17 protein-coding genes, 1 tRNA gene and 1 riboswitch are annotated in these 19,944 nt (G+C 71.9%); of the genes, 13 read left to right on the top strand and 5 right to left on the bottom strand.

What is annotated here, in order from left to right:
• Window positions 1-2: 2 nt before the first annotated feature.
• Window positions 3-1,046 carry a nucleoside triphosphate pyrophosphohydrolase gene (locus AC07FY_RS16630; RefSeq protein ID WP_479006532.1) on the top strand — a complete coding sequence of 348 codons (1,044 nt, stop codon included), beginning with the start codon at window positions 3-5 and terminating at the stop codon, window positions 1,044-1,046.
• A 13-nt stretch (window positions 1,047-1,059) separates the two neighbouring features.
• Here the strand turns inward: AC07FY_RS16630 and AC07FY_RS16625 are convergent, their stop codons facing one another.
• Window positions 1,060-2,274, bottom strand: coding sequence for a globin domain-containing protein (locus tag AC07FY_RS16625; protein ID WP_479006529.1), 1,215 nt, complete (start codon window positions 2,272-2,274; stop codon window positions 1,060-1,062).
• Between the two features lie 121 nt (window positions 2,275-2,395).
• Between AC07FY_RS16625 and AC07FY_RS16620 the strand changes: the two genes are divergently transcribed.
• From AC07FY_RS16620 to AC07FY_RS16580, 9 genes are all read left to right on the top strand, one after another.
• Window positions 2,396-3,682, top strand: coding sequence for a cytochrome P450 family protein (locus tag AC07FY_RS16620; protein WP_479006526.1), 1,287 nt, complete (start codon window positions 2,396-2,398; stop codon window positions 3,680-3,682).
• A 103-nt stretch (window positions 3,683-3,785) separates the two neighbouring features.
• The gene (locus AC07FY_RS16615) at window positions 3,786-4,847 is read left to right on the top strand and encodes a LysM peptidoglycan-binding domain-containing protein (RefSeq protein ID WP_479006523.1); all 1,062 of its coding nucleotides are present in this window, start codon (window positions 3,786-3,788) and stop codon (window positions 4,845-4,847) included.
• 275 nt (window positions 4,848-5,122) lie between these two features.
• A riboswitch (cyclic di-AMP (ydaO/yuaA leader) is annotated at window positions 5,123-5,295 on the top strand.
• Window positions 5,296-5,298: 3 nt separating this feature from the next.
• The gene (locus tag AC07FY_RS16610) at window positions 5,299-6,021 is read left to right on the top strand and encodes a transglycosylase family protein (RefSeq protein WP_479006520.1); all 723 of its coding nucleotides are present in this window, start codon (window positions 5,299-5,301) and stop codon (window positions 6,019-6,021) included.
• A 274-nt stretch (window positions 6,022-6,295) separates the two neighbouring features.
• Window positions 6,296-7,582, top strand: a complete 1,287-nt coding sequence (gene eno, locus AC07FY_RS16605; protein WP_479006517.1) for a phosphopyruvate hydratase — start codon at window positions 6,296-6,298, stop codon at window positions 7,580-7,582.
• Window positions 7,583-7,672: 90 nt separating this feature from the next.
• Window positions 7,673-8,164: an FtsB family cell division protein gene (locus AC07FY_RS16600; RefSeq protein ID WP_479006514.1), complete on the top strand. Its 492-nt coding sequence runs from the start codon at window positions 7,673-7,675 to the stop codon at window positions 8,162-8,164.
• An 84-nt stretch (window positions 8,165-8,248) separates the two neighbouring features.
• Window positions 8,249-8,797, top strand: coding sequence for a DUF501 domain-containing protein (locus tag AC07FY_RS16595; protein WP_479006511.1), 549 nt, complete (start codon window positions 8,249-8,251; stop codon window positions 8,795-8,797).
• On the top strand, window positions 8,794-9,765 hold the full coding sequence (locus AC07FY_RS16590) for a Ppx/GppA phosphatase family protein (protein ID WP_479006508.1): 972 nt from the start codon (window positions 8,794-8,796) through the stop codon (window positions 9,763-9,765). The genes AC07FY_RS16595 and AC07FY_RS16590 overlap by 4 nt, the downstream gene beginning before the upstream one ends.
• Window positions 9,766-10,320: 555 nt before the next feature.
• The gene (locus tag AC07FY_RS16585) at window positions 10,321-11,700 is read left to right on the top strand and encodes an NAD(P)/FAD-dependent oxidoreductase (RefSeq protein ID WP_479006505.1); all 1,380 of its coding nucleotides are present in this window, start codon (window positions 10,321-10,323) and stop codon (window positions 11,698-11,700) included.
• A 134-nt stretch (window positions 11,701-11,834) separates the two neighbouring features.
• Window positions 11,835-13,166, top strand: a complete 1,332-nt coding sequence (locus AC07FY_RS16580) for a class I SAM-dependent methyltransferase (RefSeq protein ID WP_479006502.1) — start codon at window positions 11,835-11,837, stop codon at window positions 13,164-13,166.
• Window positions 13,167-13,266: 100 nt separating this feature from the next.
• On the opposite strand, the gene AC07FY_RS16575 is transcribed toward AC07FY_RS16580, so the two are convergent.
• Window positions 13,267-15,819 carry an ABC transporter permease gene (locus AC07FY_RS16575; protein WP_479006499.1) on the bottom strand — a complete coding sequence of 851 codons (2,553 nt, stop codon included), beginning with the start codon at window positions 15,817-15,819 and terminating at the stop codon, window positions 13,267-13,269.
• A gap of 54 nt (window positions 15,820-15,873) precedes the next feature.
• Window positions 15,874-16,647 (bottom strand): ABC transporter ATP-binding protein, encoded by a 774-nt coding sequence (locus AC07FY_RS16570; protein WP_479006496.1) that lies wholly within the window; start codon window positions 16,645-16,647, stop codon window positions 15,874-15,876.
• 440 nt (window positions 16,648-17,087) lie between these two features.
• Between AC07FY_RS16570 and AC07FY_RS16565 the strand changes: the two genes are divergently transcribed.
• Together AC07FY_RS16565 and AC07FY_RS16560 are read left to right on the top strand one after the other, a co-directional pair.
• Window positions 17,088-17,169 (top strand) — tRNA-Leu (locus AC07FY_RS16565).
• A gap of 145 nt (window positions 17,170-17,314) precedes the next feature.
• Window positions 17,315-18,169, top strand: coding sequence for a Bax inhibitor-1/YccA family protein (locus AC07FY_RS16560; RefSeq protein WP_479006493.1), 855 nt, complete (start codon window positions 17,315-17,317; stop codon window positions 18,167-18,169).
• A gap of 110 nt (window positions 18,170-18,279) precedes the next feature.
• On the opposite strand, the gene AC07FY_RS16555 is transcribed toward AC07FY_RS16560, so the two are convergent.
• Window positions 18,280-18,510 carry a DUF4287 domain-containing protein gene (locus AC07FY_RS16555; RefSeq protein ID WP_479006490.1) on the bottom strand — a complete coding sequence of 77 codons (231 nt, stop codon included), beginning with the start codon at window positions 18,508-18,510 and terminating at the stop codon, window positions 18,280-18,282.
• A gap of 101 nt (window positions 18,511-18,611) precedes the next feature.
• On the opposite strand from AC07FY_RS16555, the gene AC07FY_RS16550 reads away from it, so the two are divergent.
• On the top strand, window positions 18,612-18,947 hold the full coding sequence (locus AC07FY_RS16550; RefSeq protein ID WP_479006487.1) for a hypothetical protein: 336 nt from the start codon (window positions 18,612-18,614) through the stop codon (window positions 18,945-18,947).
• Here AC07FY_RS16550 and AC07FY_RS16545 read toward each other — a convergent pair.
• Window positions 18,931-19,761: a hypothetical protein gene (locus AC07FY_RS16545; protein WP_479007070.1), complete on the bottom strand. Its 831-nt coding sequence runs from the start codon at window positions 19,759-19,761 to the stop codon at window positions 18,931-18,933. The genes AC07FY_RS16550 and AC07FY_RS16545 overlap by 17 nt on opposite strands.
• Between the last annotated feature and the right edge of the window lie 183 nt (window positions 19,762-19,944).

The following is a 19,944-nucleotide window of genomic DNA, read 5'->3' as shown; positions in this document are numbered from 1 at the left end:
GGGTGACCGACCACGACCCCCGCGCCTCCACCACGGCCGAGCCCACCGGCCGCATCGTCCTGCTCACCACCAGCCACCGGGTCGCCCCCGGCGTGCTGTCCTGGCCCGCGTGGCAGACCCTGCACTCCGCGGACCGGGTGCTGTGCGCCGATCCCGACCACCCGCAGCTCCCGTACCTGGGGGACGCGGGCGTGGAGGTGGTGCAGAGCAGTCCCGAGGCGCGGGAACTGGTCGCGGCCTGCGCCGGCGGCGCCACGGTCGTGGTGCTCCTGAGCGGCGAGGGCGACCAGCGGCTCACCGACGGGCTGGCCCGCCTGGCGGGCTCCGGCCGGGTCGCCATGCCCGACCTGGAGCTGCTGCCGGGCTCCTACGACCTGCCGGGGGCCCGGCTGCTCGACCTGGTCCAGGTGATGGACCGGGTCCGGCGCGCGTGCCCGTGGACCTCCCGGCAGACCCACCGGGGCCTGGCCAAGTACGCGATCGAGGAGGCGTACGAACTGGTCGAGGCCATCGAGGCCGGGGACCGGGAGGAGCTGCGCGAGGAGCTCGGGGACGTCCTGCTCCAGGTGGTGTTCCACGCCCGGATCGCGGAGGAGGGCGCCGGCGGGGCAGGGGACGACCGGGTCGCCGAGGACGACGGGGACGACGAGGGGGACGTCGGGGCGTTCTCGATCGACGACGTGGCCGCCACCCTGGTGGACAAGCTGATCCGCCGGCACCCGCACGTCTTCGGCGACGAGCAGGCCGAGACCCCGGAGGAGGTCAGCGCGCACTGGCAGCGCACCAAGGCGGTGGAGAAGGGCCGGGAGTCCGTCACGGACGGGATCCCGCTCGGCCAGCCGGGCCTCGCGCTCGCGGCCAAGCTCGCCGGCCGGGTGCGTACGGGCGGGGTGGACGTGGAACTGCCCCGCGGCGAGGGCATCGGCTACGAACTGCTCCGGCTGGCGGCACGCGCCGAGGCGGAGGGGACCGACCCCGAGACGGCGCTGCGCGCGGCGGCCCGCGTCTACCGGGACGCGATCCGCGCCGCCGAGGGCGTCGCGTAGGGCGCAGCACCGCTTACCGGTCGTCCCGCGGCGCGCGCCCCGACGGGTTGTGCCAGTGCGGCGCGGGGCGGTTCAGGAACCACTCCCCGAAGCCCAGCGGGCGGCCGTTCGGCCCGTGGCCGCGTCCGGCCGCGGGTACGGAGTCGTGGAAGATCCGGCCGGGGGCGGCGCCCAGCTCCTCCAGGAGGCAGGCGGTCTCCTCGATGAAGGAGGGCGGCCCGCTGAGGTAGACGTCCTGTTCGGGCCAGAGCCCCCGGGTGCCGAGCGCGGTGGCCAGCCGGTCGGTGGCCTGGTTGCGGTGCTGCCCGGGAGCGGGCGTGATGTAGGTGACGGCGAGCCAGGGGCAGGCCGCCGCGAAGGCGTCGATGAACGGCCGGTCGTAGAGGTAGGAGGCGTCCCGCGCGACCACGAAGAGCCGTACGTCCTGGTCGGGAGGGTGCCGTGCGAGGTCCTCCAGGACGGCCCGGACCGGTGCCCAGCCGGTTCCGGCGGCTATGAGGCTGGCCGGACGGTCGGTCCGGCGGAACGTCAGCCGCCCGGCCGCGGCGCCGAGCCGCAGCCTCTCGCCCGGCTCCACGTCGCGGACCAGGGGGGTGCTGAGCCGCCCCCGCTCGATCAGGCTGACGTGCAGGTCCAGGGTGCCGTCGGGGCGGGGGGCGTTGCCGAGGGAGTAGGTGCGCCAGACCCTGGAGACCCGGGGACTGCTCACGCTCGTGTACTGGCCGGGCAGGTAGGGGAAGGGGGCGTGCGGCTTCAGGGTCAGCACCCCTATGTCCTCCCCGTACCGGAGGTGGCGCACCACTTCCGCGTCCCACCAGGGCGGCTCCTCGCTCGCGGCGGCGCCGGCCAGCATCGCGTCGGCTATCAGCCGGTACGCCTCGGCCCATGCCTTCTCCACCCGCGGGGTCCAGGCTTCGCCGGCGGCCTCGGCGAGGGCGGCGAGCAGGCTGGCGCCCACGGCGGCGTAGTGCCGGGGCCCGGCGCGGAACTTGCGGTGGTCGCGGCCGAGCTCGTGGAGGTAGGGCAGCAGGCCGTCGTCCTCCAGGTGGGCGACCACGTGGGTGAGCGCGGCGAAGAGCCGGTCCCGCTGGCGTTCCATGTCCTCGGAGGAGTCCGGGAAGAGCTCGCGCATCGCGGGGTTGTGCCAGAAGAGGTGGGAATAGAAGAACTTGACCGCGTGCTCGGCCCGTCTCTCCACCACCGCGAAACTGCTCTTCAAGATCCTCACATCCACAAGGCCGACAGTAGGAACGCCGTGCGAGCCGCCGTCAAGGGAGGATGGATCTGCGGACAGCCGCGACGAAGCGCCCATTTGGGACGGGGGTCCGGAGCCGGGATACGGTCGTCGGGTGCACGAGCAGACCCCCGCAGAGCCCGCAGACACCCCCTCGGCCGACGGTTCCCACCCGGGGCCGACCCTGTTCGACTGGGAGTTCGCGACCGACCCCTATCCGGCCTACGCCTGGCTGCGCGAGCACTCCCCGGTGCACCGCACCAGGCTCCCCAGCGGGGTCGAGGCATGGCTGGTCACCCGGTACGCGGACGCCCGCCAGGCCCTCGCCGACCAGCGTCTGAGCAAGAACCCGGCGCACCACGCGGAGCCCGCGCACGCCAAGGGCAAGACGGGGATCCCGGGGGAGCGCAAGGCGGAGCTGATGACGCACCTGCTCAACATCGACCCGCCGGACCACACCCGGCTGCGGCGGCTGGTGTCGAAGGCGTTCACCCCGCGCAGGGTCGCCGAGTTCACCCCGCGGGTGCAGGAGCTGACCGACCACCTCATCGACGGGTTCGCGGAGCGGGGGGAGGCGGACCTGATCCACGAGTTCGCCTTCCCGCTCCCCATCTACGCCATCTGCGAGATGCTCGGCGTACCGCGCGAGGACCAGGACGACTTCCGCGACTGGGCGGGAATGATGATCCGCCACGGCGGCGGTCCGCGCGGCGGAGTCGCCCGTTCCGTGAAGCAGATGCGGACCTATCTCGGGGAACTCATCCACCGCAAGCGGGACGATCTGGGCAACGACCTCATCTCGGACCTGATCCGGGCGAGCGACCACGGTGACCATCTGACCGAGGCCGAGGCCACCGCCATGGCTTTCATCCTGCTTTTCGCCGGTTTCGAAACCACCGTGAACCTCATCGGCAACGGCGTCCACTCCCTCTTCATGAACCCGGGCGAGCGCGCCCGCCTCCAGGCCTCCCTCGCGGCCGGCGAGAGCGGCCTGCTGGAGACCGGCGTCGAGGAACTGCTGCGCTACGACGGTCCCGTGGAGCTGGCCACCTGGCGCTTCGCCACCGAGCCGCTGACCCTCGGCGGGCAGCGGGTCGCCGCGGGGGAGCCGGTCCTGGTCGTCCTCGCGGCCGCGGACCGCGACCCCGCGCGGTTCGCCGGACCGGACACCCTCGACCTCTCGCGGACGGACAACCAGCACCTCGGATACGGGCACGGCATCCACTACTGCCTGGGCGCTCCGCTCGCCCGACTCGAGGGACAGACCGCGCTTGCGACTTTGCTCACGCGTCTGCCTGATCTGGAACTCGCCGTTCCACCAGCGGACCTGCGCTGGCGCGGCGGACTGATCATGCGTGGCCTGCGCACCCTTCCCGTGCGCTTCACACCCATAAACATCTGAAGGCCAACTGACCGGACGTCAGGAGCCGACCGGAGTTGTGACAACCGTTCGAAGGCCGCTAGGTTCTGCCGTTACCCCGCCGTTATGCGAAAGGTGCAGCATCATGCGTTCCGGGAACGGCCGACACAGACGCCCCCGCCAGGTGCCCGCGATAGTCGTCACCGCCGGAGTCACCGGCTCCGCGCTGGCACTGCCGCTGCTCGCCGCCACCAACGCCACCGCGGCCGACACGGCCACGTGGGACAAGGTCGCCGAATGCGAGAGCGGCGGCGCCTGGAGTGCGAACTTCGGCAGCGGCCAGTACGGCGGCCTGCAGTTCACCCAGGAGCAGTGGAGCAACGCCGGCGGCCTGGACTTCGCCGAGCGGGCCGACCTGGCGAGCCGTTCCCAGCAGATCGCCGTGGCCGAGCGGGTCCTGGCCTCCCAGGGCCCGCAGGCGTGGCCGCTGTGCGCGGCCTCGGCCGGGCTGGACGCGCAGGGCCCCGCAGCCGAGGTCGATCCGGGGCTGCCCGGCGGCTCGCAGGCGGCCGGCGCCCCCTCCCGCCCGGACGACCAGGTCCCCACCACCGGGACCGGCAGGCCCTCCACCGACTTCGGCGCCCCGACGCAGCCCGCGCCGACCCCGTCCGGCAGCCCGTCGTTCGCGCTGCCCGACGGCCCGCTCGCGCCCTCCCTCGGACTGCCCGTCATGCCCTCGCCGGACGAACCGGAGCCGACGCCCTCCCCGACCGACCCCACCGCTCCGACCGCCCCGGTGAACCCGGACGCGCCCACCACGCCCCCCACCACGCCGCCCGGCACCCCGCCGACCACCCCTGGCCTGCCGCCGGTCACCCCGGGCGACCCCACGGCCCCGGCCGACCCGACGGCTCCGGTGAGCCCCGAGGCGCCGACCACCCCGACGACCCCGCCCGCGACGCCCGCGACGGCCCCCGAGGGCAGCGGCAAGCACCGCGGCACGCCGGCCGTCGAGGTGTCCGGCCCCGCTGACGCCCCGTCCGCGCCCACGTACACGGTCAAAGCGGGCGACAGCCTGACGGCCATCGCGGACGCCAAGGGACTCGAGGGCGGCTGGAACGCGCTCTACGCGGCCAACGAGCAGGTCATCGGCGGAGACGCAGACCTGATCAAGCCCGGCCAGAACCTGGATCTAACCGCCGAATAGGGGCACTTCGGCCGGTCGGAAAGAGTCGATTGTCCGTTTTGATCAAGTGAGACATGCGTCTCTTCCGGTCAACTGGCGTGTCTCGCCCGGGGGCTTCCGCAAACCCGGCCCTCACCTGCGCAAACGTCCCCGCGGCGAGCGCAAGTAGGGGCCGATTCCCCCGAAAACGCCCGTTGAACATCGGGGGGAGACCTGTCTACCTTCTGAATCGCCCGCCACCGCGGGCTCCTTCGACCGCATCGCCGAATCCTGCCGGCGGACGGGGGGAACAGTCGTCGCGTCAAGCGCCGAAGGCAGGAGCGGGGGAACCAAGGTAGGCGCCGGGAGCGGCCGTTGAGAGACGGTCACGCCACCGGCTAGGGGTCAAGACGTGCGCTAGGTCGCACGGCCGGGCAACTCACTCGCCCGAACCCGACAGCTCACCTCGTAGGCGTCGGTGAGGAGAAACTCCATGCTGCTTTCCGGCAAGGGCAAGCACCGTCGCGGTTCCAAGGCCGTTCGCATCGTCACGCTCGCCGGTGTCGCCGGTGTGGCCGTCGCCGCCCCCCTGATGGCCGCGGGCACCGCCAGCGCCGCCACCGCGTCCGAGTGGGACAAGGTCGCGCAGTGCGAGTCCGGTGGCAACTGGGCCATCAACACGGGCAACGGCTACTACGGCGGCCTGCAGTTCTCGTCCTCGACCTGGGCCGCGTACGGCGGCAAGTCGTACGCCGCGCAGGCCAACCAGGCCTCCAAGGCCCAGCAGATAGCCGTCGCGGAGAAGGTCCTCAAGGGCCAGGGCAAGGGTGCCTGGCCGCACTGCGGCAAGGGTCTGTCGAACTCCTCCTACACCGGCGGCGGCGCGACCGCGGCCGCCCCCAAGCAGGAGAAGAAGACCGAGCCCAAGCAGACGGCGCCGAAGCAGACGGCCCCGAAGCAGGCGGCCCCGAAGCAGGCGGCCCCGAAGCAGGAGACGAAGCGCTCCGAGGCCCCGACCACCCGCTCCGAGCGCTCCGCGGCCCCGGCCCCGAAGACCGGCAACGGCTCGTACGCGGTCAAGGCCGGCGACACCCTGGGTACCATCGCCGAGACCAACGGCGTGCAGGGCGGCTGGGAGAAGCTGTTCGAGCTGAACAAGGACATCGTCTCGGACGCCGACCTGATCTTCCCGGGTCAGAAGCTGAAGCTCAGCTGACCGGCGCGGCGACAGCCGCGCAGTCCGTGAGCACCACGCACCACCACACACCGCCCGGCGCGTCTCCCCCCACGCGCCGGGCGGTGGCGTGTCAGGGGCCGGGCCCCCGGTGGCCGGGCGCTCTATGTCCTGGAACAGGGGTATTCGGACCCTTTTTCGTCCCAGGACCCGGGCGGTCGGCGGGCCGAGTGCCCGGATCCGGTTAGGCTCTAGGCGGCAAGGCCATCCCACGGCCTGACGCCACCGCACACCCAGCGTCACATCCCAGAAGGAGATGCTCGTGCCGTCCATCGACGTCGTCGTAGCCCGGGAAATCCTGGACTCCCGAGGCAACCCCACGGTCGAGGTCGAGGTGGGCCTCGACGATGGCAGCACCGGCCGTGCTGCAGTTCCGTCCGGCGCCTCCACCGGTGCCTTCGAGGCCATCGAGCTGCGTGACGGTGACCCCGACCGTTACTTCGGCAAGGGCGTCGAGAAGGCCGTCCTCGCCGTGATCGAGCAGATCGGCCCGGAGCTCGTCGGCTACGACGCCACCGAGCAGCGCCTGATCGACCAGGCCATGTTCGACCTGGACGCCACCGACAACAAGGGCTCGCTCGGCGCCAACGCCATCCTCGGCGTGTCCCTCGCCGTCGCGCACGCCGCGTCCGAGGCCTCGGACCTCCCCCTCTTCCGCTACCTCGGCGGCCCGAACGCGCACCTGCTGCCCGTTCCGATGATGAACATCCTGAACGGCGGGTCGCACGCCGACTCCAACGTGGACATCCAGGAGTTCATGATCGCGCCGATCGGCGCGGAGTCCTTCTCCGAGGCGCTGCGCTGGGGCGCGGAGGTCTACCACACCCTCAAGAAGGTCCTGCACACCAAGGGCCTGTCCACCGGTCTCGGTGACGAGGGCGGCTTCGCCCCGAACCTGGAGTCCAACCGCGCCGCGCTCGACCTCATCGTCGAGGCCATCAAGCAGGCCGGCTACACCCCGGGCACCGACGTCGCGCTCGCGCTCGACGTCGCCGCGTCCGAGTTCTATAAGGACGGCAAGTACGAGTTCGAGGGCCAGTCCCGCTCGGCCGCCGAGATGACCGACTACTACGCCGAGCTCGTCGAGGCGTACCCGCTCGTGTCCATCGAGGACCCGCTGTTCGAGGACGACTGGGCCGGCTGGAAGACCATCACCGACCGCCTGGGCACCAAGGTCCAGATCGTCGGCGACGACCTCTTCGTCACCAACCCCGAGCGCCTGGCCCGCGGCATCGAGGAGGGCTCCGCGAACGCCCTGCTCGTGAAGGTGAACCAGATCGGTTCGCTGACCGAGACCCTCGACGCCGTCGAGATGGCCCAGCGCAACGGCTTCAAGTGCATGATGTCGCACCGCTCCGGCGAGACCGAGGACGTCACCATCGCCGACCTCGCCGTCGCCGTGAACTGCGGTCAGATCAAGACCGGCGCCCCGGCCCGCTCGGACCGCGTCGCCAAGTACAACCAGCTGCTGCGCATCGAGGAGATCCTCGACGACGCCGCGGTGTACGCGGGCCGCAGCGCGTTCCCGCGCTTCAAGGGCTAATCACGCCCTCGCCTCCGTACGTCCCCGCACTCGGTCCCGTACCGTGTGCGGGGACGTAGTGCGTAGTGCGTACACAGGGGAGGCGGATCAATGGCCGGGAACCGGGATCGGTTCTCCACCTTCTCCACCGCGACCAGGCTCAAGCAGCTCGGCGAGCGGACCGCCGCGCACGTCTACCGCTCGCAGTCGCGCCGCCAGGTCCGGCGCAGCCGGCTCACCGGCCGCGCCGCGCTCCTGGTGCTCGTCCTCTGTACGCTGGTCGTCGCCCTCGCGTACCCGATGCGGCAGTACGTGTCCCAGCGCTCGGAGATCGCCGACCAGCAGCGGGCCGCGGCGGCCGCGCGGGAGCGCCTGGAGCGGCTCCGCGACGAGAAGGCCCGCTGGCAGGACGACGCCTACGCGGAGCAGCAGGCGCGCAAGCACCTGCACTTCCTGCGTCCCGGGGAGATCGGCTACATCATGACCGACCCGGGGGCCCGGGCGGCGGCCGAGCGGCACCGGAGCGGGCAAGCCGGCTCCGACCGCCCCTGGTACTCCAACGTGTGGGACGGCGTGGACAAGGCCGACCGCCCCGGCGAGTGAGCCCGTCCGCACCCGCTCCGCACCGCACGCACCAGACCCGTACCGCAGTACCCATCCACGAGAACGAAGAGACTTCCTCAAGGCATGCAGACGCCCCCGCCCCAGACCGACCGGACCGAGCCGACCGACGCGGACATCGAGGCGTTCGAGCAGCAGCTCGGCCGCCCGCCGCGCGGGCTGCGCGCCATCGCCCACCGCTGCCCCTGCGGCCGGCCGGACGTGGTCGAGACCGCGCCGCGGCTCCCCGACGGCACCCCCTTCCCGACGCTGTACTACCTGACGTGCCCGCGAGCCGCGTCCGCCATCGGCACGCTGGAGGCCAACGGCGTGATGAAGGAGATGCAGGCCCGGCTCGCCGAGGACCCCGAGCTCGCCGCCGCCTACCGGGCCGCGCACGAGGACTACATCCGGCGCCGCGACGCCATCGAGGTGCTCCAGGGCTTCCCCAGCGCCGGCGGGATGCCGGACCGGGTCAAGTGCCTGCACGTGCTCGTCGGCCACTCGCTGGCCGCGGGCCCGGGCGTGAACCCGTTCGGCGACGAGGCGCTCGCGATGCTGCCGGAGTGGTGGGCCAAGGGCCCATGCGTCACCCCGTGCGGTGCGGCGGCGGCCGACGAGGAGCCGGGCGCGTGACCCGGGTCGCGGCCGTCGACTGCGGCACGAACTCCATCCGCCTGCTCGTCGCCGACTGCGACCCGGTCACCGGTGACCTCGTGGAACTGGACCGGCGGATGACGGTGGTCCGCCTCGGCCAGGGCGTGGACCGGACGGGGCGGTTGGCACCGGAGGCCCTGGAGCGCACCTTCGCGGCCTGCCGGGAGTACGCGGCGGTCATCGAGGAGCTCGGCGCGCAGAGGGTCCGCTTCGTGGCGACCTCGGCCTCCCGGGACGCGGAGAACCGGGCCGACTTCGTCCGGGGCGTCCGGGAGATCCTGGGCGTGGAGCCCGAGGTGATCTCCGGGGACCAGGAGGCGGAGTTCTCCTTCACCGGCGCCACCAGGGAGCTCGTCGCACACGGCCACCTGGAGCGGCCGTTCCTGGTGGTGGACATCGGCGGCGGCTCGACCGAGTTCGTGGTCGGCGAGGACCGCGTGCGCGCCGCCCGCTCCGTGGACGTGGGCTGCGTACGGATGACCGAGCGCCACCTGGTGGTGGACGGGGTCGTCAGCGACCCGCCGACCGCCGCGCAAGTGGCCGCCGTACGGGCCGACATCGAGGCGGCGCTGGACCTGGCCGCCGAAACGGTCCCGCTGGCCGAGGCCCGCACCCTGGTCGGCCTGGCCGGCTCGGTGACCACGGTCGCCGGGATCGCGCTCGGCCTGTCGGAGTACGTCTCCGAGCGGATCCACCACGCCAGGATCGGCTACGAGCAGGTCCGCGAGATCAGCGAGCGCATGCTGACCTCGACCCACGCCGAGCGCGCGGCGATCCCCGTGATGCACCCGGGCCGGGTGGACGTGATCGGCGCGGGCGCCCTCGTCCTCCTGGCGGTCATGGAGCGCATCGGTGCCTCGGAGGTCATCGTCTCGGAGCACGACATCCTCGACGGCATCGCGATCAAGGCCGCGGAAGAGGCCGAGAGCGACCAGAGGCCGGTCTGACCCGCCGAACCGCCGAGCGACGGTGCTCCGGTCGACTGACCGGAGCACCGTCGGCGTGCCGCGGTGGTGAACCGGAACGCCCCGCGGGTTCACGGAGGGACCGGGCGGCATCGCCCGGTCGACGGCCCGAACGGCGTGGCGTCGAGGGGCCGTAGGGGTGTTCCGGGGGCTCCGGAAGGGGTTCGCGGAGGACTTGCGGGCGGTGATCCACACGAACTTCGTGAAGTTCTTCACAAGGAAAAGAAGGCTGCGGGGCCCGCGAGAGGGGCTTTCGGCCCCCTTCCGGGGCCCGCGGGCCTCTGTTCGTGCCCGTTCGTGCGATCGGCGGGCGCGACGGGTTCCGTGTCGGAGGTATGGACGAACCCCCGTCGTCCAGTGCCGTCCAGGGCCAGGAGGCCAGTTCAGGACGGGTGAACAACGACTCCCGGCCCACCGCGGTTCCCGTGGCGCACCATGACCTGTGTCACGTGGGCGGCGGAGTGTAGCAGAGGCCCTCCGACACCTTGTGAAGGGGCTCACGAGCGACACCCCTTCGGGTGCTGGATACTCGTTTCCATGAGCACCACGGAGCGTCCCAGGATCCTCGTTGTAGGAGGTGGGTACGTAGGCCTGTACGCAGCCAAGCGCATCATGAAGAAGATGCGCTACGGCGAGGCGACCGTCACGGTCGTCGACCCGCGCTCGTACATGACCTACCAGCCCTTCCTCCCCGAAGTGGCCGCAGGCAGCATCTCGCCTCGGCACGTCGTCGTCCCGCTGCGACGCGTGCTGCCCAAGGCAGAGGTACTCACCGGCCGGGTCACCAGCATCGACCAGGACCGCAAGGTCGCCGTCGTCACGCCGCTGGTCGGCGAGGCGTACGAGCTGCCCTTCGACTACCTGGTGATCGCGCTCGGCGCCGTCTCCCGCACCTTCCCGATCCCCGGCCTCGCCGAGCAGGGCATCGGCATGAAGGGCGTCGAAGAGGGCATCGGCCTGCGCAACCACGTCCTCGAGCAGCTCGACAAGGCCGAGTCCACGACGGACGAGAACGTCCGCCGCAAGGCCCTCACCTTCGTCTTCGTCGGCGGCGGATTCGCCGGCGCCGAGACGATCGGCGAGGTCGAGGACATGGCCCGCGACGCCGCGAAGTACTACTCCACGATCAAGCGCGAAGACATGCGCTTCATCCTGGTCGACGCGGCCGACAAGATCCTCCCCGAGGTCGGGCCCAAGCTCGGCACCTGGGGCAAGGAGCACCTCGAGTCGCGCGGCATCGAGATCTACCTGAACACCTCCATGGACTCCTGCGTGGACGGCCACGTGGTGCTGAAGAACGGCCTCGAGGTCGACTCCAGCACCATCGTGTGGACCGCCGGCGTCAAGCCCAACCCGGTGCTGGCCCGCTACGGCCTGCCGCTCGGCCCCCGCGGCCACGTGGACGCCGAGCCGACCCTGCAGGTCAAGGGCACGGACTACATATGGACCGCCGGCGACAACGCCCAGGTCCCGGACGTCGCCGCCCGCAAGGCCGGCGTCGAGAACGCCTGGTGCCCGCCGAACGCCCAGCACGCGCTGCGCCAGGCCAAGGTCCTCGGCGACAACGTCATCTCGGGCATGCGGGGCTTCCCGCAGAGCGAGTACGCGCACTCCAACAAGGGTGCGGTGGCGGGCCTCGGCCTCCACAAGGGCGTCGCGATGATCGTCATGGGCAAGATGAAGATCAAGCTCAAGGGCCGGCTCGCCTGGTACATGCACCGTGGCTACCACGGCATGGCCATGCCGACCTGGAACCGCAAGATCCGCGTCTTCGCCGACTGGACCCTCGGCATGTTCCTCAAGCGCGAGGTCGTCTCCCTCGGTGCTCTGGAGAGCCCGCGCGAGGAGTTCTACGAGGCCGCCAAGCCCGCCCCGGCCGCGACCGCGACGCCGGCCCAGAAGGCCAAGGCCTCCTGACCCGGGCCTGACCGGAACACCTCCAGCACGGCCCGAAGGGGCCGCCCGCCATCCGTGGTGCGGGCGGCCCCTTCGGCATGTCCGGGACCGGGAATGGGTAGTCCGCCCTGTCGGAGCTTTCTGGAGGTGCCGAGATGACCGACGCCGCGCCGCGGCTGGCCGCACTCGCCGAGACCCTGCTGGGCACCCCGCTGCCCGTCCGCCTGCGCGCCTGGGACGGCAGCGAGGCCGGTCCCCCCGGCGGCCCCACCCTCGTGCTGGCCAACCGCCGGGCCCTGCGCCGCATGCTCTGGAAGCCGGGCGAGCTCGGTCTTGCGCGGGCCTGGGTCGCGGGCGACCTGACCGTCGAGGGCGATCTGTTCGACCTGCTGGACCGGGTGGCCGGGCTGCTGTGGGAGCGGGAGCCCGCCGCCCCGGCCGACCCCGCCCGGCACGCCCGGACGGCCCGCGCCGCGGGGACCGTCGGACTGCTGCGCGACCCGGCCGTGCGGGCCGCCGTGCGCGACCTCGCCGCGCTGGCCCGGCCCTGGCCCGCGCCCGCCCCGCCGCCCGAGGAGGCGCCCCGGCGCACCGGGGCCGTCCACACCAGGCACCGCGACCGGGCGGCCGTCAGCCACCACTACGACGTCGGCAACGAGTTCTACGGCCACGTGCTCGGCCCGTCCATGGTGTACTCCTGCGCCTACTGGAGCCCCGGGGCCACCCTGGAGGACGCCCAGCGCGACAAGCTCGACCTGGTCTGCCGCAAGCTCGCCCTGGCGCCCGGGGCCCGGCTCCTGGACGTCGGCTGCGGTTGGGGCTCGATGGTCCTGCACGCGGCCCGGGAGCACGGGGTCCGGGCCACCGGCATCACGCTCTCGCAGGAGCAGGCCGCCTTCGCCCGCAAGCGCGTCGCCGAGGAGGGCCTGGCCGACCGCGTCGAGATCCGCGTCCAGGACTACCGCGACGTCAAGGACGGCCCCTACGACGCCGTTTCGTCGATCGGCATGGCCGAACACGTCGGCTCCGACCGCTACCGCGAGTACGCCCGTACCCTGTACGCCCTGCTGCGCCCCGGCGGGCGGCTGCTGAACCACCAGATCGCCCGGCGGCCGGAGCCCGACGAGCAGGCGTACCGGATCGACGAGTTCATCGACGCGTACGTCTTCCCCGACGGGGAGCTCGCGCCGCTCGGCAGCACCGTCGGCGAGCTGGAGCGGGCCGGCTTCGAGGTCCGCGACGTGGAGGCCCTGCGCGAGCACTACGCGCTGACCCTGCGGGCCTGGGTGGCCCGCCTGGAGGCCCACTGGGACGAGGCGGTGCGGCTCACCTCGGCCGGCAGGGCCCGGGTGTGGCTGCTGTACATGGCGGCCTCCGCGCTCGGCTTCGAGCACGGCCGGCTCGGGGTCAACCAGGTCCTCGCGGTGCGCCCCGGCGCGGACGGCGACTCCGGGCTGCCGCTGCGGCTGCGCACCTGGGGCGCGTGAGGGCCCGCCACGGCGCCGGGTCGCGAGGGGGCGGGGACGAGCCGAAGGGCCCCGGGGGCGCGCCCCGGGGCCCTTCGCGTCCCGCCGAACGGCAGGTGCGCTACTCCGTCTTGATGGCGGTGAGCATGTTCAGCCGGGCGGCGCTGCGGGCCGGCCACATCGCGGCCAGGACACCGACCACGGCGGCCAGCAGGAGGAAGACGCCGATCCGGTCGTACGGGAGGACCAGCTCGTAGTTCGGCATGGCGTTCGCCAGCGTGCTGCCGACGGCCCAGGCGAGGAAGACGCCGATGGCGACGCCGAGGACCGCGCCGAAGAGCGAGATCACCACGGCCTCCAGGCGGATCATGTTCTTCACCCGGCCGCGGTCGAGGCCGATCGCCCGCAGCATGCCGATCTCCTGGGTCCGCTCGAAGACGGACATGGCCAGGGTGTTGACGACGCCGAGCACCGAGATGATCAGCGCCATGCCGAGCAGGCCGTACATGACGTTCAGCATCGTGTTGATCATGCCGCCCATCTCGTTGCGCATGTCCTGCCGGGTGGCGACCGTGATCGCCGGGTTCTTGCCGAGGGCGTCGACGACCTTCTGCTGGCCCGCCGCCGAGGCCCCGCCCGCGACGTTGACGTACACCTCGCGGACGTGACTCTCCTCGCTGTGCTCGCCGAGGATCTTGTTGTCGAGGACGTAGGGGGAGAGCAGGCCGTCCATGTCCTTGTAGAGGGCGCCGACCTTCAGGCTTGCCTGCTGCCCGTCGTCGTACCGGACCTGGAGGGTGGAGCCGACGGCCAGGTTCTGCTTCCGGGCGGTCTTCTCGGCGACGGCGAGCTCACCCCTGCCGAGGCTGTCCAACGAACCGCCCGTGACCTCGATGTTCAGCATCTGGCCGATGGTGGCGGGGGTGACACCGGAGACCGACCGGAAGTCCTCGCCGACCATGAAATAGCCCGCCGCCTGCGGGGAGACCGCCTTGATCCCGGGCGCCCCGGCCAGGGTCTCGGCGACCGACTTGTCCAGGCTGCCCATGTCGCCCGCCATGGAGACCCGGTAGTCGGCCTTCAGCTTCTCGGTGCTCATCCGGTCGACGACCTGGCCCACGGTGACGCCGAGCACCGACAGGGTGGTGACCAGGGTCAGGCCGATCGCCAGGGAGGCGGCGGTGACGGCGGTGCGGCGCGGGTTGCGCACGGCGTTCTGGGCGGCCAGCTTGCCGGGGACCCCGAACACCTTCTGCAGCAGCGGGCGGACGGCCGCGACGACCGGCTTGGAGAGCAGCGGCAGCAGCACGATCATGCCGATCAGCATGAAGAACGCACCCGCGCCGATGACCATGCGGCCCTCGTCCTTGCCCATGGACACGCCCAGCAGCACCAAGCCCACAGAGAGGACGCCGATGACGGAGCCGATCACGTTGCGCAGCACCAGGGACTTGGCGCTGGCCGGGAGGTGGGCGCTGCCCATGGCGGCGACCGGGGCGATCCGGCCGGTGCGCCAGGCGGGCAGGACCGCGGCGATCATGGTGACCAGGACGCCGATGACCAGGGCCGCGACCACGGTGGTCGGTGCGATCACCAGGCCGCCGCCGGGGAGCTTGGCGCCGAAGGAGCCGATCAGGGAGCGGATGCCGACGGCCAGGCCGATGCCGCTGACCAGGCCGATGGCGGCGGACACGACGCCGACCACCAGGGCCTCGGCGAGGACCGAGCGCATCACCTGGCCGCGGTTGGCGCCGACGGCGCGCAGCAGCGCCAGCTCCTTGGTGCGCTGGGTGACCAGCATGGTGAAGGTGTTGTAGATGAGGAAGACGCCGACGAAGAGCGCGATGCCGGCGAAGACGAGCAGCATGGTGCCCATCTGGCCGAGGTCCCGCTCGATGTTCTTCGCCTGCTCCTTGGCGAGCGCGGCGCCGGTCTGCGCCTTGGTGTGCTCGCCGTCGATCAGGGGCGTGATGTCGGCGAGCAGCTTCTCGGCGGACGCGCCGTCCTTCGCGGCGACCGACAGCTCCTGGTAATAGCCGGGCTTGAGGTAGAGCTCCTGGGCGACCTTGGTGTCGAAGAGCACCAGGCTGCCGCCGGCCTGGACCGAGCCGTCCTCGGTGGTGAAGACGCCGGCCAGGGAGTACTCCTTGACCGGGCCGTTGGTGGCCACGCGGACTTTGTCGCCGACCTGGTAGGCGCCCGCCCGGGCGGTGGCCTCGTCGAGCGCGACCTCGTCGGCCCTGGCGGGGCCCGCGCCCCGGACGAACGCGTAGCGCGGGTCCTTGCCGTCCTTCACGGGGGTGTAGTTGCCGCCCTTGTTGGACCAGCCGGAGCCGATCAGCTTGCCGTTCTCGTCACCCACGCCGGCGAAGCCGGAGACGCGGCCGGAGACGGAGCCGACGCCCGGGAGCGCCTTGACCTTGTCGAGGGTCTGCTGGCTGAGGCCGGGCTCGCCCTCCTTCTGCCCGTTCTCGTCGCGGCCCTGGCCGTAGGAGGTGACGGAGACGGCGACCCCCTCGTAGTCCTTGGCACTCTGGCCGGAGAGGGACTTCTCGAGGGTGTCGGTGAAGACGAGGGTGCCGGAGACGAAGGCGACGCCGAGGGTGACGGCGAGCACCGTCATCAGCAGCCTGGCCTTGTGCGCGAGCACGTTGCGCAGGGCGGTACGGAACATGGGGTCTCTGTCCTGGTGCTGGAAGTCTGGTGGAGGGCTTCGGGAGGGACCCGGTCAGCTGGTGCGGCCCTTGGCGTCGAAGGCCTTCATGCGGTCCAGGACGCCCTCCGCCGTGGGGCCGGCCATCTCGTCGACGACGCGGCCGTCGGCGAGGAAGAGGACGCGGTCCGCGTAGGAGGCGGCGACCGGGTCGTGGGTGACCATCACGACGGTCTGGCCGAGCTCGCGGACCGAGTTGCGCAGGAAGCCCAGGACCTCGGCTCCGGAGCGGGAGTCGAGGTTGCCGGTCGGCTCGTCGCCGAAGATGATCTCGGGGCGGGAGGCCAGGGCGCGGGCGACGGCCACGCGCTGCTGCTGGCCGCCGGAGAGCTGGGTGGGTCGGTGGGAGAGGCGCTCGGAGAGGCCGACCATCCCGATCACCGTGTCCAGCCACTGCTTGTCGGGCTTGCGGCCGGCGATGTCCATGGGGAGCGTGATGTTCTCCAGGGCCGTCAGGGTGGGCAGCAGGTTGAAGGCCTGGAAGATGAAGCCGATCTTGTCCCGGCGCAGCTGCGTGAGCTGCTTGTCCTTCAGGGAGCCGAGCTCGGTGTCGCCGATGCGCACGGACCCGGCGGAGAAGGTGTCCAGGCCGGCGACGCAGTGCATCAGCGTGGACTTGCCCGAACCCGAGGGGCCCATGATCGCGGTGAACCGGCCCTGCGCGAAGTCGACGGAGACGTTGTCGAGGGCGACCACCTGGGTCTCGCCCTGGCCGTACACCTTCGAGAGGCCGGTGGCGCGGGCGGCCACGGCCTGGGTGGTGTGCGGGGCGTAGTTCGTGGTGGTCACGGATGCGACTCCTGTCGGGGCGGGGGGTGTGCGGACCGGTTTCGGTCCGCACGTCTGCGGGACGCTCCCATCGTCGCCGCGGCCACCCCCGCGGCGGATCAGCCGCGGTGACCGTTCCCGGGCCCACTGGAGTCTTACCGGCGGCCCGTCCGCCTCCTCCTCTGGTATGACAGGGCCCTGACGACCGACGGAGGCGCGGGGTGGCGCAGCGGGTGGCGCGCGGGGTGGCGCGGAGCCGCGGCGGGCCGTCGAAATCCCGTCATTCCCGGTTCGGGCGTGATCGTCGCCAGAAGGGGCCCACCGCGCGTTCTGAGGTCTGACGACCCCTCAAGCGCCAATAAAATAAGACAACATCGGATTGAGGCCCCGTTGGCGACCGGGGCGTTCCGGATAGGCTCGGCCGAGCGTTCAAGGCTTTTCCACGGGGGCCGCCACGCCCTGCCCGGATGGTGGAATGCAGACACGGCGAGCTTAAACCTCGCTGGCCCTCGGGCCGTGCCGGTTCAAGTCCGGCTCCGGGCACTCCGTAGGTGGCGAGGGGCGGTCCCCTTATCCCCTGCGCTTCGCCGCGCCTTCTCCTAAGATCCTCCTCCAGCAGTAGGGTGCTTTCTTTGCGAGCGCATTACTCTTGATGCAAGGCCGCGCCCGGTGGCCACGGAGGAGTGAGATGAGGAGCAGTAACCCGGTCTTCTCGCGACGGGGGTTCAGCCGCGACAACGGCGGCTACGCGGGGTTTGACGCGCAGCACCAGCAGGCCGGGACCGCGACCAACCCGTATGCGACGAACCCGTACGCGACCGACCCCGCCACGGGGATGCCCCAGGCAGCGGTCCGCGCCAACGCGATGACCATGGACGACGTCGTGAGCCGCACGGGCATGACGCTCGGCACGCTCATCGTGACGGCGACCCTGTCGTGGATCCTGCTGCCGGTCGACCCGGCCAACCTGAGCAAGTCGTACGCCATCGGCATCGGCGCCGCACTCGTCGCGTTCGTCCTGGCCATGGTGCAGTCCTTCAAGCGCAAGCCGGTCCCGGCCCTGATCCTGGGATACGCGGCGCTCGAGGGCGTCTTCCTCGGCGTCATCAGCGCGGCCACCAGCACCTATCTGAGCCCGGGTGTCGTCATCCAGGCCGTGATGGGCACGATGTGCGTCTTCGCCGCCGTGCTCCTCGCCTACAAGATGGGCTGGATCCGGGTCAACCGGCGCTTCGCCGGCTTCGTGATGGCCGCCGCCATGGGCTTCATCCTGCTCATGGTCGCCAACTCGCTGTTCGCCCTCTTCGGCGGCGGTGACGGCCTCGGCTTCCGCAGCGGCGGCCTCGGCCTGCTGTTCGGCGCCCTCGGCGTCATCCTCGGCGCGTGCTTCCTCGCCCTCGACTTCAAGCAGGTCGAGGACGGGCTGGCGTACGGCGCCCCGCGCGAGGAGGCATGGCTGGCCGCCTTCGGCCTGACCATGACCCTGGTGTGGATCTACCTGGAGATGCTCCGCATCTTCCAGATCCTCTCGGGCGACGACTAGGAGGACCGGCGGCCTTCCGGGCCCGCCGTCCACAGCAGGGGGAAGGCCCCGCGAGCAGCAGCTCGCGGGGCCTTCCCGCGTTCGCGGGGGGACGGGGATCGTGGCGGGACTCAGCCGAAGCGGCGGGCGGCTCTGCGCAGGTCGTACTCGTGGATGATCGCCTTGGCCTGGCCGTAGGACAGCTCGTGCGCGCCGCGCAGCCAGCTCACCTTCTCCTCGAACCGGACGAGCGAGGGGCCCTCGTCGACGGTGCGGAGCCAGTCGGAGAGCGCACGACCGGTGGCCTGGGGGATTCTGTCGATCATGTTGCGGTGTGTCTGCTCGGAGAACTCTACGGACATGGGCGCCTCCGGAGGGGTTGCCGTGCTGTTCCCTTCACGTCACCGTGCCGGAGAGTTCGCCCGTTGGCAATGGTGCCGGGACGGCGCGTAAGGTCGGCCGGGTGCTTGATACTTCGCCCCTGAGCGCCGTCGTGGAACGTTTCGCCGACCGGCTGCGGGCCGCACCGCAGAGCCGCCTCCAGCAGGGAGCCGCGGCCGCGGCGCTGGAACTGGCCCGCGAGCTCGCCGCGCGGGCGCGGGCCCTGGAGGGGCTGCCGCCGCGGGAGATGCCCGACGCGGGGATCTTCGTCGTCGGGGACCAGGTGGCGGTGGCCGGCCGCGACCTCGCCGAGGCGCTGCGCCGCGTTCCGGAGCCGGACGGCGCGAAGGCCCCGTCCGCGATGCTGGACGAGGCCGTGCGACTGGTGGAGGGGGCCGAGGTCAGAGCGATGCGATGACGCGGTCCGCGAGGATGTAGACGTTGCTGTCCGGGTCCTCCGCGTCACCGCAGGAGAAGGTGAGCGCATAGGCGCCGGAGATGCCCGAGCCGCCCAGCAGCACCGGCGCGGTGCCCGAACGCAGGGCCTCGGCGAGCCGCTCCGCGGTCTCCCGGTGCCCCGGGGTCATGCACAGCGTGGTGCCGTCGGTGAAGACGTACACGTCCAGGGTGCCCAGCGGGCCGGGGCGGACGTCCGCGAGGGCGGTCCGGGCCTCCGCGAGCTCCTCGAGGCGGTTGACGGTGCGCTCGTGGTCCGCGCCGGGGTGCGACTGGACCGGTACGAAGTCGGGGTGCGAGGGGTGGCGCCGGCGCGCGGCGGCCAGCTCGGCCGAATCCTCCGGGTACTCCTCGACCGCCTCCTCGCCCAGCACGGGCTCCAGGCCCACCAGGTCGGCCTGGCGGGGCAGGAAGACCGGCCCGTCCTCCCCGAGGCCCGGCAGACCGCCCAGCAGGGCGCCGGGCGCGTCGCCGGCGAGGCGCGGCGTGGCGTCGGCGGCGTCGCGGGCCTCCTGGGCGGCCCAGAAGGCGCGCGCCTCGGCCAGCTCGCGCTCGCGCTCCTCGGCGAGGGCCTCGGCGACGGCGGCCCGTATCTCGGCGGCGGGCGACTGCAGGGAGCTGCGGGCGTGCGGCACGGTCGCACCGCGCGGGTGGACCGGCACGGCCAGCTCGCCGCGCAGGGCCGTTACCTGCTTACGCAGACCGTGGACGGCGTGCAGCGCAGCAGCGCCCACGGCCGTGGCAGCGGCCGTGGTCAGCAGCAGGGCAAGAGACATGGCGCTCACTGACTAACTCCTGGTTGATTCGATCCCCCGACTTCCTACATCAGCTTGACCTCCCCTGGGAATGGCATGCAGTGCATTACGTCATGAATTGGACAGGGCTTTCGTCCCGAAGCGGTAGTCCGCATATCGTCTGACCTGCAGAAATGCCGATCCCCCAAGAGATAGGTCACATCC

The sequence above is a fragment of the Streptomyces sp. NPDC045967 genome (assembly GCF_056430495.1).
The sequence above is the reverse complement of the archived record's forward strand: the minus strand, read 5'-3'. Positions and strand labels throughout refer to the sequence as shown.

Excerpts from the sequence above, each read along its gene's own strand:
- AC07FY_RS16555 (WP_479006490.1), bottom strand. The coding sequence starts at position 18,510 with ATGTCCGTAGAGTTCTCCGAGCAGACACACCGCAACATGATCGACAGA.
- eno (WP_479006517.1), top strand. The coding sequence starts at position 6,296 with ATGCTCGTGCCGTCCATCGACGTCGTCGTAGCCCGGGAAATCCTGGAC.
- AC07FY_RS16615 (WP_479006523.1), top strand. The coding sequence starts at position 3,786 with ATGCGTTCCGGGAACGGCCGACACAGACGCCCCCGCCAGGTGCCCGCG.
- AC07FY_RS16610 (WP_479006520.1), top strand. The coding sequence starts at position 5,299 with ATGCTGCTTTCCGGCAAGGGCAAGCACCGTCGCGGTTCCAAGGCCGTT.
- AC07FY_RS16545 (WP_479007070.1), bottom strand. The coding sequence starts at position 19,761 with ATGTCTCTTGCCCTGCTGCTGACCACGGCCGCTGCCACGGCCGTGGGC.
- AC07FY_RS16580 (WP_479006502.1), top strand. The coding sequence starts at position 11,835 with ATGACCGACGCCGCGCCGCGGCTGGCCGCACTCGCCGAGACCCTGCTG.
- AC07FY_RS16600 (WP_479006514.1), top strand. The coding sequence starts at position 7,673 with ATGGCCGGGAACCGGGATCGGTTCTCCACCTTCTCCACCGCGACCAGG.
- AC07FY_RS16585 (WP_479006505.1), top strand. The coding sequence starts at position 10,321 with ATGAGCACCACGGAGCGTCCCAGGATCCTCGTTGTAGGAGGTGGGTAC.
- AC07FY_RS16595 (WP_479006511.1), top strand. The coding sequence starts at position 8,249 with ATGCAGACGCCCCCGCCCCAGACCGACCGGACCGAGCCGACCGACGCG.
- AC07FY_RS16575 (WP_479006499.1), bottom strand. The coding sequence starts at position 15,819 with ATGTTCCGTACCGCCCTGCGCAACGTGCTCGCGCACAAGGCCAGGCTG.
- AC07FY_RS16560 (WP_479006493.1), top strand. The coding sequence starts at position 17,315 with ATGAGGAGCAGTAACCCGGTCTTCTCGCGACGGGGGTTCAGCCGCGAC.